The following is a 15,117-nucleotide window of genomic DNA, read 5'->3' on the forward strand; positions in this document are numbered from 1 at the left end:
ACATTGATCTCGCCTGACCGGGCGCCATCGCGAGCAGGCTCGCTCGCACATTTTTATCGTTGTAGTACACGGTATTAATGTGCACAGGAGATCCAATGTGGGAGCGAGCCTGCTCGCGATGGCGTCAGATCAGTCAAAGCTGAACTACGGCTTAAAGATACTTATCCGTCACAGCCCCCTCCGAAGCACTCGACACCGTCTTCGCATACTTCGCCAACACCCCGCGTTTGTACTTCGATTCCGGCCGCACCCAGCGCGTCTTGCGCTCGGCCATTTCAGCATCGGAAACGTCCACCGTGATCTGCCGGCTTTCGGCATCGATGGTGATTTTGTCGCCGTCTTCGATCAACGCAATCGGCCCGCCATCAAAGGCTTCCGGCGTGATGTGCCCCACCACGAATCCGTGCGAACCACCGGAGAAACGGCCGTCGGTGATCAGCGCAACGTCCTTGCCCAGGCCTTTGCCCATGACCGCCGACGTCGGCGAGAGCATTTCGCGCATGCCGGGGCCGCCCTTGGGCCCTTCGTAACGGATCACGATCACGTCACCGGCTTTCACTTCGCCATTCAGAATGCCGGCCAGCGCACCTTCTTCACCGTGATAGACCCGCGCCGTGCCTTCAAAACGCAGGCCTTCCTTACCGGTGATCTTGGCCACCGCGCCAGTCGGCGAAAGGTTGCCGCGCAGCACGACCAGGTGGGAATCCTTTTTGACCGGCTGGTCGAAGGGCAGAATCACATCCTGACCTTCAGGGTAATCCGCCACGTTTTCGAGGTTCTCCGCGAGGGTCTTGCCGGTCACGGTCATGGCATCGCCATGCAACATGCCCGCCGCGAGCATGCGCTTCATCAGTGGTTGAATACCGCCGATGGCGACCAGTTCGCTCATCATGTATTGGCCGCTGGGGCGCAGATCGGCCACTACCGGCGAAACCTTGCCCAGCTCGACAAAATCATCCAGCGTCAGCTCGACATCCACCGCGTGCGCCATGGCCAGCAGATGCAGCACCGCATTGGTCGAGCCGGCGAGGGCGATCACCACCCGAATCGCATTTTCGAAGGCTTTGCGGGTCATGATGTCCCGGGGTTTGAGGTCCAGCTTCAGCAGCTCCATGACCTGCTGGCCAGCGCGGAAACTGTCCGAGGCCTTGTCGCTGCCGACGGCGTCCTGGGAGCTGGAACCGGGCAGGCTCATGCCCAATGCTTCAATGGCCGAAGCCATGGTGTTGGCCGTGTACATCCCGCCGCAGGAACCGGCGCCGGGTATCGCCACTTCCTCGATCTGCTTGACCTGGATTTCGTTGATGTCACCGCGCGCATTCTGGCCCACGGCTTCGAACACGGAAATGATGTCGGTGTGGCCGGCGCCCGGGCGGATCGTACCGCCATAGACGAAGATGGAAGGGCGATTCAGCCGCGCCATGCCGATCAGGCAGCCCGGCATGTTCTTGTCGCAACCGCCCACCGTCACCAGTCCGTCAAATCCTTCACAACCGGCCACCACTTCGATTGAATCGGCAATGACCTCCCGTGACACCAGCGAATACTTCATGCCCTCCGTGCCGTTGGCGATGCCGTCGGAAATGGTGATGGTGTTGAAAATCACGCCCTTGGCCCCGGCGGCATTCGCGCCTTTTTCAGCCTCGATCGCCAGTTTGTCGATGTGCATGTTGCACGGCGTCACCATCGCCCAGGTCGAGGCGATGCCGATCTGCGGCTTCTTGAAGTCCTCGTCCGTGAAACCCACGGCGCGCAACATCGAGCGGCCGGGCGCGCGCTCCACGCCGTCGACCACTTGAGAGGAATATTTGCGCAGGTTGTCTTTATCGCTCATGACTGCTCCTCACCGGCTCGCCGAGAAAATCACGATGAGTATAGTGGCCTCGGCGTCTATGCTCGGACTATCAGGTCGGGAACAGACGCGCGGGTTTGCGATGTCGTGATATTCTTCGCCCCAACTTGGTTTGACCTATTCAGTTTGCGCGTCCACAGACGCGCCAACAGAATCACTGTCGCTCAAGTAGCTGAAGCCAATAAAGATAAAAAGTCAGTTCAGAAGGGACATATAAACTGAGGTCGATGGAACACGTCGGCCTTGTGTGCCCACCCTCTCAGTCTTCATGTACGAGTCCCCACGACATCCTGCCTGAATGCCGTAAAACAAGGGCTTGTGAGTGAAGATGGAAGGGCGGATGGCGTTTATCAAAGGTGCTACAGATGTTTAAGAAAATGAACACAGCCCTGCTGGGGCTGGCTTTGTCGATGGGGATCACGTCCGTTCACGCGGAAGAGGCAAAGAAAGTCGATGTATTGCTCATCGGCGGCGGCATCATGAGCGCGACCCTCGGTGTCTGGCTCAACGAGCTGGAACCTGGCACTTCGATGGAAATGATCGAGCGCCTCGACGGCGTCGCCCTGGAAAGCTCCAACGGCTGGAACAATGCCGGTACCGGTCACTCTGCCCTGGCCGAGTTGAACTACACACCGGAAGACGACAAAGGCAACGTCTCGATCCCGAAAGCCGTTGAAATCAACGAAGCGTTCCAGATTTCCCGTCAGTTCTGGGCCTGGCAGGTTCAGCAAGGCGTGCTGAAGAACCCGCGTTCGTTCATCAACTCCACACCGCACATGAGCTTTGTGTGGGGCGATGACAACATCAAGTTCCTGAAAAAGCGCTACGAAGCCCTGCAAGCGAGCCCGCTGTTCGCCGGCATGCAGTATTCGGAAGACCCGGCGCAGATCGCCAAGTGGGTCCCGCTGATGATGGAAGGGCGCGACCCGAACCAGAAAATCGCGGCCACCTGGTCCCCGATCGGCACCGACGTGAACTTCGGCGAGATCACCCGCCAGTTCGTTGCGCACCTGCAAACGACCCCGAAATTCGACTTGAAACTGTCTAGCGAAGTGCAAGACATCACCAAGAACGAAGACGGCACCTGGCGCGTCAGCTACAAGAACCTGAAAGACGGCACTAAATCCGAAACCGACGCCAAGTTCGTGTTCATCGGCGCGGGCGGCGGTGCCCTGCACCTGCTGCAGAAGTCCGGCATTCCTGAAGCCAAGGAATACGCAGGCTTCCCGGTCGGCGGCTCGTTCCTCGTGACCGAGAACCCGACCATCGCCGAGCAACATCTGGCCAAGGCGTACGGCAAGGCCTCCGTTGGCGCTCCGCCAATGTCGGTTCCGCACCTGGACACCCGTGTCCTGGACGGCAAGCGCGTCATCCTGTTTGGCCCATTCGCGACCTTCAGCACCAAGTTCCTCAAGGAAGGCTCGTACCTGGACCTGCTGACCACGACCACCACGCACAACGTGTGGCCAATGACCAAGGTCGGCATCAAGGAATACCCGCTGGTCGAGTACCTCGCCGGCCAACTGATGCTGTCGGATGAAGACCGCCTCAACGCCCTGAAAGAATACTTCCCGAACGCCAAGGCCGAAGACTGGCGCCTGTGGCAAGCCGGCCAGCGCGTGCAAATCATCAAGCGTGATGAAGCGGCCGGTGGCGTGCTGAAACTGGGCACCGAAATCGTGGCTTCCGCTGACGGCTCCATCGCCGGTCTGCTGGGCGCTTCGCCGGGTGCCTCGACTGCTGCGCCGATCATGCTGACCGTGCTGCAGAAAGTGTTCAAGGACAAGGTGGCTTCGCCTGCCTGGCAGGAAAAGCTGCACCAGATCGTGCCGAGCTACGGCACTCAGCTGAATGGCAGCCCTGAAAAAGTGGCTGAAGAGTGGGCCTACACCGCCAAGGTGTTGCAGCTGACTCCACCGCCTGCAATCGGTCAGGTGGCGGCTCCGGCTGCTGCTCCGGCCGAGGCGCCAAAGGCACCGAAAGCCAACGCTGCGAGCGATATGGCTCTGTAACCAGAGGCGTAATCGAAAAGCCCACTGAGCCGATGACGGTCAGTGGGCTTTTTTGTGAACGGGAGTTTCAAACGGAAAGACCGGCATGTCGCTTGCAAACCCTCTACCTTGATCTTTACTAGTACTGAATCTGCGAGCGTTGCCTTACAAAATATGCCTTCAATATCAAGGTTTAAACACGCCTCTTGAAGTTCAGTCATGATCTTTTTCTGATCTGCACAGAAAACCCACAAGGATGACGAAGCAATGAAAGAGAACGTGGCGGCCGTTATCCGAAAACTCATCTCGCCTTCAATGCGGTATGAGATACGGAACGCTGCAAACTGGTGGCAAGACATCCTTGGACGGGCGTGTGTCTGGCGCTGGGAGGTTGCCAGGTTCAGGCTGCAGAAGGACAGCCCTTACGAGATTCTCTATATCGGAAGGAAACAGCAGCGGGAGATGGCCAAGCTGCTCATCGGCGGGAAAAATATCCCTGTGACTGACGGCGAGCCGGTAGCCGCTGCGTCGAATCATGTGGTGGTGGTCAGTGAAGTGCGGACCCCGGGGGCTTTGTCTGTTCCCTTGTACCTGAGTGCTGTCGTTCCGTTGGGGCGATCGATCGAAGACATCACCGCAAAGTACGACAGTGAATTGCGCCGAAACATCCGCAAGAACCGACCGCTCTATCACATGAGGCCGGCGCTGCTGGATGAAGAAATTGCACAGGCCGACAGGGACATGCTGCGGCCTTATGCCCTGGCGAGGCAAGGCATCCACGCTGCGCAATTTCCGACCGAGGAAGTGTTCAGGATAGCCAGGACTGTCGGGCGGCTTGACCTTATCGAGCGGGAGGGCGAGGTGATTGGCTGTCACCTTGGCTGCGTCGTGACGCGTGGTGGAAAACGCTACTGGAGCACGCTGCGCTTCGGATACACCGAGGCGATTTTTTCAGATGCCAAACGGCTGGGCGAAGTCAACGCGATTACCACGTTCATGGCGCTTGAATCGGCGATCAATGAAGGCTTCGATTATTACGACATCGGTCTTTGCGTGGCCCGACCAGATGATGGACTGCTGAGATGGAAAAGAAGGCGCGGCGGTGACGTTGATTCCCTGGGTAACCACGCTTACATGTTTCTGCATCTGCCCAAGACCGGTGTCGCCAGATTCCTGTGGGACACGCCGCTTTTCGCTGCCGAAGGAAAGGAATTGACCCTTCACCTTGGCTTGCCTGACGGGCCCAGCGATGAAGAAGCCGCCAGCCGCTATCATGAAATGGTATTCGGCGGGCTGCACAAGATTTATCTCTACTGCGCCCAGAATTCGGGCGAACAGTTCCTCGAAACCTTGCGCAGTCGCTACGCTAACTTGCAGACCCCACCCGTTATGGAAAGGATTCCATCCAGCTGAGTATTTTTCAGGACACTCTGTCCTGAAGGGAGGACTTTTCATGGAAAGCGATGTCTCGCCAATCACTGCTTCGCCCGCAGGCAATCGAAGGAAATGGACCCTTGCCGCCTACAGGCACATGGCGAGGAAAAGACTTGCGCGCAAGGCAGAGATCAACCTGAAAAGCCTGGCGGTCAAACGCTGGGACGTTGCGCCGGGTGGCGTATCGTATTCTCCACCCGCTTTCTTCCTGCCCGGTCAAATGGAACGGGTGACGGGATGGGAGGCAAAGCGCTTTTACCCGTTCGAGCATCCCGCGCGCACGATGGAAGGGCTGGGTGAAGTGGTCCAAGGCCCGACACGGGGTTACTTGCTCGAGAATGTCTGGCTGATCGATGGAGCGCTCTACAAGGACAACGCAAGTTTCTGGTTGTCTCTGAAACCTGGCAGGTTTCCGCGCATTGTCGTGGAGAACGAGATCGACCGCGGGGCCGTCTTCTGCACGCAAAATGGAAACACCTGGTTTGGCACGCGGTTGATGGAAGACTTCCCGACCTATCCATTGGCCTGCGACGAGGGCATCCCGGTGACCACCGCGCCCTCTGCCCGGTTTCCTCTGTCTGCCCAGACCCTCGCGTACGAAGACTGGCTGGGCATGAAGCCCGTCCGTTTGAACGGCGCGTTTTTTCATGAGCTCGTGCTGTTCGACGATTTCAGCAACAACCAAAGCAGGCACCTGCGTTACCGGGCCATGGGTGAAAAGCTGCTGTCGCACGTGAGCCACGAGGATCACCCCGGCGTGTTCATTCTTCGCGGTAGCGCCGGTGACTTGCGCCTTTTGCGCAACGAACTCGAGATCGCCGAACATCTGCGCAAGACTCGAGGGTTTCGCGTACTCGATCCTTTGAAAACCGACGTCCCGACCATCGTGGCCACCTGCGCCGGAGCGCGGACCGTGATCGGGGTCGAAGGCAGTCAGCTGGTACATGGCGTCAATGTGCTGCAGAAGGGAGGTTCGTTGCTGACGCTGCAGCCACCGAACCGCTTCGTCAGTTATTTCAAATACCTGACGGATCGTGACCAGCAGAACTTTGGTTTTGTGGTCGGAACGCCTGAGGGCGATGGCTTCAAAATCGATATTGAAGAGGTGGAGCGCACACTCGACCTGTTTCCTTCATGACGGCTGCCATGGCCTGCTGATCCGTATTTTTTTACCCGATCTGCCACTTTCGTAACGATGGGAGCAGATCTACAGTCGAGGACGCCTCTTCAGGGAACCTCTGGTCATGTACAGCCTGCTTGCTCGCCCGGGCACCGCTCGCCACTTCCACGACCGTGTCTACGCCGGCGACATCCTGCTTGCCGCGGATTTACCGGCAATGAACGCGCTGGTCGGGTTCACCCGTGCATTCGTCGAAGACGCGCTGCATCCCTGGCTGCCACAACATATCCATCGCCACTTGAACCACGAACAGCAGACAGTCCTGTTCGCCAAATGCCAGAACGAATTCGCTCGCTCGGCCGAGATCCAGCGTCTATGGCACGCCGTCATCGAACAGCTCGGGTTGACCCCGGATTCTCTGGCGTGTGATCGATTGCACCTGCGTTTCCAGCCCCATCGGGAACCCGAGCAGCTCACCCCACGCGCCCGCACCACGGCCACCATCGCCTTCCACCGCGACACATGGGGCTCGAACCTGTACGCGCAGACCAACTGGTGGGCGCCGGTTTATCCGGTCACGGCCGGGCGGACGTTCGCGTTATACCCCGGCCTGTGGCAACGGCCGCTGCTCAACTCGAGTGTCACCTTCGATATGCGTGCCATTCTGCAGCGCTCCCATCAGGATGGGCGCAATGCGGTGGACGCCGACGAGGCCATCCCGCACCTGCTGGAGGCGATTGATTCGGAGGAGGGGATTGCCGTCGAGATCGAGCCGGGCAGCCTCATCGCCTTTTCCGGGGCTCATGCCCATGCCGGCGTCGGCAACAGCACCGGCCTGACGCGGATCTCGTTCGAGACACGCTCGGTGCTGATCGCCGACGTGATGGCCGGGTTGGGCGCCCCCAACATCGACGGTTACGCGCCGTGGCAGACGCCGGGGTTGTTTCGCCGGATGAGCGATGGAAAACGCCTGAGCGAAATTCTTGGCTGCGGGGTGATCGAGCGCTATTCGCGGCCAGCTTGAAAAAGCGTTGCGAATGGGGCTAGATCCATCCCACTTGCCGCCTCGCCAGGATCTGTTTATGCCGCTGAGTTTTCACAAGATGCACGCCAATGGCGATGACTTCGTGATTGTCGACGCACGAAACTCCGCCAACCCAGTGACCAGCGCCATCGCTCGGCGAATGGGCGATCGCAACCGAGGCATCGGATTCAATCAGCTCGCGGTGCTACTCGATTGCGATGACGCCGCCGCACGCCTGGAGTTCTGGAACGCCGATGGCTCGCCGCTGGATGTGTGCGGCAGCGCAACCCGCGGTGCCGCGGACAGGCTGATGCGTGAAGCCAATTCCACCTCGATAGCGCTCCGCACCAACCGTGGATTGCTGAGCTGTGAACGAACCTCCACCGGCGCCATTTCGGTCAGCATGGGAGCGCCGCTTTTTGCCTGGTCGGATGTTCCTTTGGCTCAGGAAATGGACACGCTCGTGCTGCCTCTGGAAGGTGGCCCGACCGCATGCAGCATGGGCAATCCGCATTGCACTTTTTTTGTGGATGATCTGACGGCGATTGATATCGCGGCAATTGGCCCCGTCATCGAAACCGATCCGTTGTTTCCGCTCAAAACGAACGTGCATTTCGTTCAGATCATTGACCGCAAACACATTCGATTGCGCATCTGGGAGCGCGGGGGCGGGATTCCGCTTGGTTCGGGTTCTTGCTGTTGTGGGGCTGTTGTTAATGGGATTCGTCGGGGCTTGTTGGATGAATCCGTTGAGGTTGAATGTGATGGCGGGAGCGTGACGGTTCAGTGGGGTGGTGTGGGGGCGGCGTTGCTCGTTGGGCCGGTGGAGGCGAGTTTTTCGGGCACAATTGCGGACGGCTTATTGAAAATTTGACTACTGCTTTTTCGTGATAACCAGAGGAGCTCCCCGTTGGGCCTCGAAGCAGACCTGAATGGAATAATTCATTCAACGTCATACATTAGGTCCAAGGCTTTGATCCACTCATCCGTTGCTTCAAATCTTGCGTAATACGCGAGTCTTTCTAAGTCACTCAGTTCAGTGAAAAAGGGATGGAAATAGTTGTCGTTGTAGTAAGCCTGGGCGGAGTTAGTTCCAGGGGGGAGCAGAAAACTATTACGGGGTAATGAAGCTTTAGCGAAAACTGATTTCAGTTCTGGTACTGAATATCCGACAAACTGCTCTTCTGGCTCTTGCTTTAGGAAGGTCTTGATACGACTGAAAATGTTCATTATCGGCCTCAGTCCTGAAGAAATTCGGTGAGCCAACTAGCTCCAAAATAACCAGCGGTACCGAATTTAATCCCTCCAACCGCACCACTGACGACTGCTCCAGGACCTGTTTCAATGCCAACCGCGGCGATTTTTGGCAATTAAGTGAGGGTTGTCTGGAGAGGCATAAATTCTTCTCACCAGAAAGCCATCTTTACCGATCTCATCGACGACAACAAACATGTGAATGTTGGCAGGCATTGGGTAGCCAGAGACATTGCTCACCGTGCCGGCTTGTTGATTTGTCGGAATTTTGCAGGAGAACTCAGTCATGCGTCACCCCACTTTTCCAGTGCCGCCACGCCGGTCGTAATTTCCAGTGTTTCCTGTTTTTTTGTTGCAATACGTGGCGTATGCCCTGATTCGTCGGAAAATCCGGTGTAAACCTGACCGGCCTCATCCCTGATGTAATAGGGCACAAAAGCGAGAGGCTGACCGTCGCTTCCGATAATACGGAATTGTTCATTGAACGGTTGCAACCATAGCGGCATTGGCCACCAGCGCAATCATCCGGATTTGCAGGCTCAGGCCCGACTCGGCTGCAGTACGTGAATCGGGTGTGGCGGGTGACTTCACCGAGGTGATCCTTTTCGAGGCGCTTCAAACAAAGCGCTGCGCCATGAGTTTTACCATCCGGCGTCCCTTCACAGAAGACGATCCCTCAGAAAATAAGGTCTGGGTGACCCCGCTCAAACCACAGTCTGTGAACGCCCACCCCACGTTTTGCACCTTGAAGGCACACCCCGTCGGCCTAGGATGACCACAGCGGTTGCACCCAGGCGTCGGCCCGCAAACCCGGGCTTACTCCCAGGCGCTCCCGATAACAAGAAAGACACATCTTGACCGGACTGGAGAGAATCTGATGAAACCCCTGATTGGACTTATGCTCGGCGATGTAACCGGCATTGGCCCTGAGTTGGTCGTCAAGCTGTTGTCGACACCTGAGGCACGTGAGCGGGCGGATGTGGTGATCATTGGTGACGAGCGGGTGCTCGAACTGGGCATGCGCGATGCTGATCGGCGCATTCCCTACCGGAAAATCACCCACCTGAGCGAGGCCGACCACACCCAGGCGGCCGTGCCGCTGATCGATCTGCACAACGTTGACCCGGCCTTGTATGAACGTGGTGTGGTCAACGCAGAATCGGGTCGGCTGACCGGCGAAACCCTGAAGATCATGACCGACATGGCCCTGGCCGGTGAGCTGGACGGCATCTGCTTCGCGCCGCTGAACAAGGCCGGCCTGCATCGCGGTGGCTGGCATTATCACGACGAGCACCAGATGTTTGCGGCCTGGACCGAGCACGTCGGTTACTTCGGTGAGGTCAACATCATCCCGCAGTTCTCGACCTTCCGCGTGACCTCCCATGTGGCCCTGCGCAAGGCCGTCGACATGGTGCAGCCGGATCGCATCGAAGGCGCATTGCAACTGGCCCACGACACCTTGCGCGCACTGGGCAACGACGCCCCGCGAATCGGTGTCGCCGCGCTCAATCCCCATGGCGGCGAGAACGGTCTGTTCGGTGACGAAGAGATCACGATCATTCGCCCGACCCTTGAAGCCTTGCGTTTGAAAGGCCTGGCCTGCGAAGGGCCGTTTCCATCCGACACGGTATTCATCAAGGCGCGCAACGGCGATTTTGACGCGGTGGTGATCATGTATCACGACCAGGGCCAAATCGCGACCAAGCTGCTGGGCTTTTCGTCCGGCGTGACCCTGACCGGTGGCCTCAAGACCGTCTATGCCACCCCGGCCCATGGCGTGGCGTACGACATCGTCGGCAAAGGCATCGCCGACGTCGGTGCCATGGCTGCTGCGTTCCGCGTGGCCAGCGATAACGCTGCCGCGCGCAAGCTCAAACGCTGAGCCCTCCACGAACAACAAGAGCAGGGCGTAACGCCCAGGCCAGGCATACCCATAGAGGCTGAGACCATGTTCGAGAATTTCACCAAAACCATCACCAAAACCAGCGGCGCTGACATCGTTACTGTCGTGGGTGGCGAAGGCCCGCCCTTGCTGCTGATGCACGGCAACCCGTTCAATCACCTGTCCTGGCACAAGATCGCACCACGCCTGGCCAAGGACTTCACCGTGGTCTGCACCGACTTGCGCGGCTATGGCGACAGCTCCAAACCGGAGGGCGGCGGTGATCATTCGGCGTACTCGTTCCGTGCCATGGCCCAGGATCAGGTCGAAGTCATGCAGTCGCTGGGCTTCGAGCAGTTCTATGCCGCCGGCCATGACCGAGGTGCGCGGGTGCTGCATCGCATGTGCCTGGACCACGGCGACAAGGTGTTGAAAGCGGGTTTCGTCGACATGCTGCCGCAGCATTACTTGCTCAACAACGTCACGCGTCAGTGGGGCAAATTCTCCTGGCACTGGTTCTTCATGACCCAGGACGCGCCGACGCCGGAGCGCATGATGAACGCCGATCCGGAGTTCTTCATCCTGCGCAAACTGTCGAAGACCGACCAGGGCACCAGCTTCTTCGGACCCGAAGCACTGGCCGATTACATCCGCTGCATCAAGAACCCGGCCACCACCCACGCCATGTGCGAAGACTATCGCGCCACGTTCGGCATCGACCTGGACATGGACACCGCTGACTTCGACGCCGGCCGGCGTATCGATAACCCGGCGCTGATCCTCTGGGGCGAGAAGGGCGGTGTTGGCCGCAATCACAATGCCGCGCAAATCTGGAGCCGCTACGCCACCAACATTGTGCAGACCGCCACGGTGCCTTCGGGGCACTACTTGCAGGAAGAGTGCCCGGACGAGACCTACGAGGTGCTCAGCGGCTTCTTCAAGTAACGCCATGACAGGCGGTCCGGGATGACCGCCTGCCCACTACAACTATAAAAAAAGGTGGAAAAAAATGATTCCGACTACGCTTGCGCAAAAACGCAGGGCAACGCTGACCTTCGTGTTGCTGTGCGTCATGGCCTTCATCATGTACGTGGACCGCACCAACCTCGCGGTCGCCGCACCGACGATCAGTAAAGAGCTGGGTTTCAGCAACACTAATCTGGGCATGATGTTTTCCGCGTTTGCCATCGCCTACAGCTGCTTCATGATTCCCGGCGGCTGGTTCAGCGACCGGATCGGTTCGCGCAAGGCGATGTTGCTCTACGGCATTATCTGGTCGGTCGCGACCATTGCCACGGGCCTGGTCAGCGGTCTGGTGGTGCTGGTGATTGCCCGTTTCGTGGTCGGCATCGGCGAAGCGCCGATCTACCCGACCGCGGCGCGCATGATCGCTCGCGCCATCCCCATCACTCAGCGCGGCACGGCCCAGGGCATGATGCATGCGTCCGGACGCCTGGCCAACGCACTGGCACCGTTGATCGTGACGTTCATGATCATCCAGTTTTCCTGGCGCATGACCTTTGTCATCCTCGGCGTGGTGACACTGATCTACATGTTCGTGATGTATTTCAGCCTCAGCGAGTCGAAGAAACTGGTCGAGGCCACGGCCGCTGCACCGGTGGCGCCTGTGGTCGCCGCTCCGGTCAACTGGCCGCAGATGCTGCGCAGGGTCTGGCCGGCGGCCGCCACCTGTTTTTGCCACGGCTGGGTGTTGTGGTTCTTCCTCAACTGGATTCCGTCGTTCTTCACCCAGCGTTACGGCATGGACCTGACCCACACCGCCATGTTTTCGACCTTCGTGCTGCTCGGCGGAACGGTCGGCACCGCGGTCGGCGGCATGCTCTCGGACTGGCGTTTCAAGGTCACCGGCAACCGCCTGCGCTCACGTCGCGACCTGATCATCTTCGGCTTCCTGGCCTCGATCATTGGCCTGATTCCGCTGATGTTCACCCACGACCTGATGATCTGCGCCTGCGGCCTGAGCTTCTCGTTCTTCTGCTCGGAACTGGCCGACTCGCCGCTCTGGGTGATTGGCACCGAGGTGTCCCACGCCCACTCCGCGACTTCCAGCGCCTGCACCTTCACCGGCATGGCCTTGGCCGGTGCGGTGTCGCCGGTGGTGATCGGCTGGTTGCTGGACATCACCGGCAATAACTGGTCAGTGGCATTCGGCGCGTCGATCGCCGTGGTGCTGATGGGGCCGATATTGGCCATGTTCATCAAGCTGGACGACGAGCCGGCGCCGGAGCCCGTTTCATTGGTGCATTCGAGCGCGCCTGCGACCCAGAGCTGAAGCCCGGGCGTTTTCGGATGGTTATCTTTAATTGAGATAACCCTGATCGAATTAATTCGCTTCTTAAGATATCTGCGCCTGCGTAGGGTTTACCTGTCTTGAGAGCGACTTTCCATTCGATCAAAGCGGAACGCCATTGCACGTGAATTATTCCGATCGTAACCAGAAGTACTGGCGCCGAAACCTGGCAGTGTGTGTTTTCGGCTCGTTCACTACGCTGGTCAGCCTGAGCATGTTGTTGCCCTTCTTGCCGCTGTACGTCCAGCAACTGGGCGTTACGGCGCAGGCTGACGTGGTGCAATGGTCGGCGGTGGCCTTCGGCGCGACGTTCCTGGGGACCGCTGTGACGGCCCCGATCTGGGGGCGCCTGGCTGACCGCTATGGCCGCAAACCCATGCTGGTCAGAGCGGCCATCGGCATGGCCGTTGTGATGTCGCTGATCGGGCTGGCGCACAACGTGACCGAACTGGTCGCACTGCGCCTCTTCGCTGGCCTCATCGGTGGCTACGCGTCCGCCTCGATTGTCATGATCGGCTCCCAGGTTCCGCGGGAACGGGCCGGTTGGGCCTTGGGGGTTTTGTCCACGGGTGCCTTGTCCGGCAACCTGATCGGGCCGTTGGTGGGCGGTTTCCTGCCGGAGTTCGTGGGTATCCGCGGCACGTTTTTCGTCGGCGGCGGGATGATCGCGGTCGCTGCCCTTGCGACCATCCTGCTGGTGCGCGAGGACTTCGATCGTGTGGCGGATGCGAGACAGCGGGGCAAGAAAAACCAGCCTGAGGAGACGGGTTCGAAATGGCCGGTCATCGGCGCACTGCTCGTGACCGCAATGATGGTGCTCCTGGCCAATATGTCGATCGAGCCGATCATCACCGTCTACATTGGCGACCTCGGCGTGCCGTTGGATCGTCAGGCCCGTGTCGCGGGTTTTGTCATGGCCGCTTCAGCGCTGGGCAGTATTTTGACCGCCGCCAAGCTGGGGGCGCTGGCAGACCGGGTCGGCAGCTGGAACGTGATCATCGGCTGTCTGCTGTTGACGGGGCTGGTCATGGTGCCCCAGGCCTTCGTCACGCAATGGTGGCAACTGGCGGTTTTGCGCGGTGTCATGGGGATGACCCTTGCAGGCCTGCTGCCGGCGATTGCCAAGCTGATCCGGCATTCGGTCGAAGAGCACAACACCGGAAAAATCCTCGGTTATCTGCAATCGGCGCAGTTTTCCGGGCAGGTGATCGGGCCACTGATCGGTGGGCAGATTGGCGCTCATCTCGGCTTGCATCATGTGTTCCTGGTGACGGCCGCGCTGTTACTGCTCTGCGCCGGAATGAACGGCTGGATCAGCTATCGCTACATGGGCTCGAGCGCCGGCACCCCGTCCAGTCGCACGCTGTCCAGAAAGGTCGATAGCGCGCTGGAAAAGTAGCCATCGATGCGCCGGACAAATACCGTCTCTACGTCGGCGATATCCGGTGTCAGCTTATGCACGTTGACCAACCCGTCGCGCAACGCACTGGCGACAACGCCTCTGGGTAACAATGTGACGCCGACGCCGGCGGAAACGCAGGCAACGATGGCTTCGATCGATCCGAACTCAAGTGGCTCGGGCGCCGGGACGCCCAACCGGGTCAGCAGGGAATCCAGGCGTTGGCGATAGGAACAACCGATTCGAAAGACGACGGTCTTCAGATTGTCGACGGAGGCGACTTCGTCCAGGCGATTGATCGCGGTAGACGTTACTAAAACCAGCTCTTCGCGGAAGGCTGGTTCACTCAGTAATTCCGGGTGATTGACCGGTCCCACCACAAACGCGCCTTCGAGCTTACAGTCGATAACCCCCTGGATCAGGCTGCACGTGGTGCCGGTGCGAATCAGCGGGCGAACGTCAGGGTAGGCCTTGGCGAACCTGGCGATCAGTCGTGGCAGACGCAGCGCCAGCGTCGTCTCCAGCGTACCGATCTCGAATACGCCCCTTGGGTGTCCATCGTCGCGCGCGGCGCTGGAAGCATCGAAGAGCAGCTTCGACAGGCGCGCGGCGAAGGGCAGGATCCGCCGCCCGGCCGGCGTGATCTGGACACCTCGGGCGCTGCGTTGAAACAGCGCCACCCCCAGCTCCTCTTCCAGCGCTCGAATCCTTGCCGACACGTTCGACTGCACGGTATTCAGTTCGCTGGCCGCCTTGTTCATGCTGCCGTGCCGCGCGACCGCGTCAACCACCTTGAGGTCCGTCATATCCATCGAATTCACCTATCTCTAAAAGCAATAACTGACTCGAA

The 15,117-nt window shown here is 59.2% G+C and carries 14 protein-coding genes; 9 read left to right on the forward strand and 5 right to left on the reverse strand.

From position 1 onward, the window contains the following. Nucleotides 1–151: 151 nt before the first annotated feature. Nucleotides 152–1,834: a dihydroxy-acid dehydratase gene (gene ilvD / locus ACM1ZW_RS21945; protein WP_416739334.1), complete on the reverse strand. Its 1,683-nt coding sequence runs from the start codon at nucleotides 1,832–1,834 to the stop codon at nucleotides 152–154. Between the two features lie 383 nt (nucleotides 1,835–2,217). Between ilvD and mqo the strand changes: the two genes are divergently transcribed. From mqo to dapF, 5 genes are all read left to right on the forward strand, one after another. Further along, complete coding sequence (gene mqo, locus ACM1ZW_RS21950) at nucleotides 2,218–3,864, forward strand: malate dehydrogenase (quinone) (protein ID WP_017338120.1); 1,647 nt, start codon at nucleotides 2,218–2,220, stop codon at nucleotides 3,862–3,864. Between the two features lie 246 nt (nucleotides 3,865–4,110). After that, complete coding sequence (locus ACM1ZW_RS21955) at nucleotides 4,111–5,256, forward strand: hypothetical protein (protein ID WP_017338121.1); 1,146 nt, start codon at nucleotides 4,111–4,113, stop codon at nucleotides 5,254–5,256. A 40-nt stretch (nucleotides 5,257–5,296) separates the two neighbouring features. Further along, a complete protein-coding gene (locus ACM1ZW_RS21960) occupies nucleotides 5,297–6,415 on the forward strand; it encodes a glycosyltransferase 61 family protein (protein WP_414879856.1) in 1,119 nt (372 codons plus the stop codon). Between the two features lie 106 nt (nucleotides 6,416–6,521). Further along, nucleotides 6,522–7,421, forward strand: a complete 900-nt coding sequence (locus ACM1ZW_RS21965; protein ID WP_414879855.1) for a hypothetical protein — start codon at nucleotides 6,522–6,524, stop codon at nucleotides 7,419–7,421. A 58-nt stretch (nucleotides 7,422–7,479) separates the two neighbouring features. Then, nucleotides 7,480–8,295 carry a diaminopimelate epimerase gene (gene dapF, locus ACM1ZW_RS21970; RefSeq protein WP_416739335.1) on the forward strand — a complete coding sequence of 272 codons (816 nt, stop codon included), beginning with the start codon at nucleotides 7,480–7,482 and terminating at the stop codon, nucleotides 8,293–8,295. 68 nt (nucleotides 8,296–8,363) lie between these two features. On the opposite strand, the gene ACM1ZW_RS21975 is transcribed toward dapF, so the two are convergent. The 3 genes from ACM1ZW_RS21975 to ACM1ZW_RS21985 all read right to left on the reverse strand — a co-directional run bounded on the left by ACM1ZW_RS21975 (nucleotide 8,364) and on the right by ACM1ZW_RS21985 (nucleotide 9,181). Continuing rightward, a complete protein-coding gene (locus tag ACM1ZW_RS21975; protein WP_017338125.1) occupies nucleotides 8,364–8,651 on the reverse strand; it encodes a hypothetical protein in 288 nt (95 codons plus the stop codon). Nucleotides 8,652–8,762: 111 nt separating this feature from the next. Next, a complete protein-coding gene (locus ACM1ZW_RS21980) occupies nucleotides 8,763–8,963 on the reverse strand; it encodes a hypothetical protein (protein WP_416739336.1) in 201 nt (66 codons plus the stop codon). Then, nucleotides 8,960–9,181 carry a hypothetical protein gene (locus ACM1ZW_RS21985; protein WP_414879851.1) on the reverse strand — a complete coding sequence of 74 codons (222 nt, stop codon included), beginning with the start codon at nucleotides 9,179–9,181 and terminating at the stop codon, nucleotides 8,960–8,962. The genes ACM1ZW_RS21980 and ACM1ZW_RS21985 overlap by 4 nt, the downstream gene beginning before the upstream one ends. A 371-nt stretch (nucleotides 9,182–9,552) precedes the next feature. Here ACM1ZW_RS21985 and ACM1ZW_RS21990 point away from each other — a divergent pair, with 371 nt between their 5' ends. The 4 genes from ACM1ZW_RS21990 to ACM1ZW_RS22005 all read left to right on the forward strand — a co-directional run bounded on the left by ACM1ZW_RS21990 (nucleotide 9,553) and on the right by ACM1ZW_RS22005 (nucleotide 14,267). Further along, nucleotides 9,553–10,557, forward strand: coding sequence for a PdxA family dehydrogenase (locus tag ACM1ZW_RS21990; protein ID WP_414879850.1), 1,005 nt, complete (start codon nucleotides 9,553–9,555; stop codon nucleotides 10,555–10,557). Nucleotides 10,558–10,623: 66 nt separating this feature from the next. After that, a complete protein-coding gene (locus ACM1ZW_RS21995; RefSeq protein ID WP_253428808.1) occupies nucleotides 10,624–11,502 on the forward strand; it encodes an alpha/beta fold hydrolase in 879 nt (292 codons plus the stop codon). 64 nt (nucleotides 11,503–11,566) lie between these two features. Beyond that, nucleotides 11,567–12,850 (forward strand): MFS transporter, encoded by a 1,284-nt coding sequence (locus ACM1ZW_RS22000; RefSeq protein WP_414879849.1) that lies wholly within the window; start codon nucleotides 11,567–11,569, stop codon nucleotides 12,848–12,850. 142 nt (nucleotides 12,851–12,992) lie between these two features. Further along, nucleotides 12,993–14,267: an MFS transporter gene (locus tag ACM1ZW_RS22005; RefSeq protein ID WP_416739337.1), complete on the forward strand. Its 1,275-nt coding sequence runs from the start codon at nucleotides 12,993–12,995 to the stop codon at nucleotides 14,265–14,267. Here ACM1ZW_RS22005 and ACM1ZW_RS22010 read toward each other — a convergent pair. Then, nucleotides 14,192–15,079 carry a LysR family transcriptional regulator gene (locus tag ACM1ZW_RS22010; protein WP_414879847.1) on the reverse strand — a complete coding sequence of 296 codons (888 nt, stop codon included), beginning with the start codon at nucleotides 15,077–15,079 and terminating at the stop codon, nucleotides 14,192–14,194. The genes ACM1ZW_RS22005 and ACM1ZW_RS22010 overlap by 76 nt on opposite strands. Between the last annotated feature and the right edge of the window lie 38 nt (nucleotides 15,080–15,117).

The organism is Pseudomonas sp. NFX71 (genome assembly GCF_048079215.1).
Lineage (GTDB): Bacteria > Pseudomonadota > Gammaproteobacteria > Pseudomonadales > Pseudomonadaceae > Aquipseudomonas > Aquipseudomonas fluorescens_B.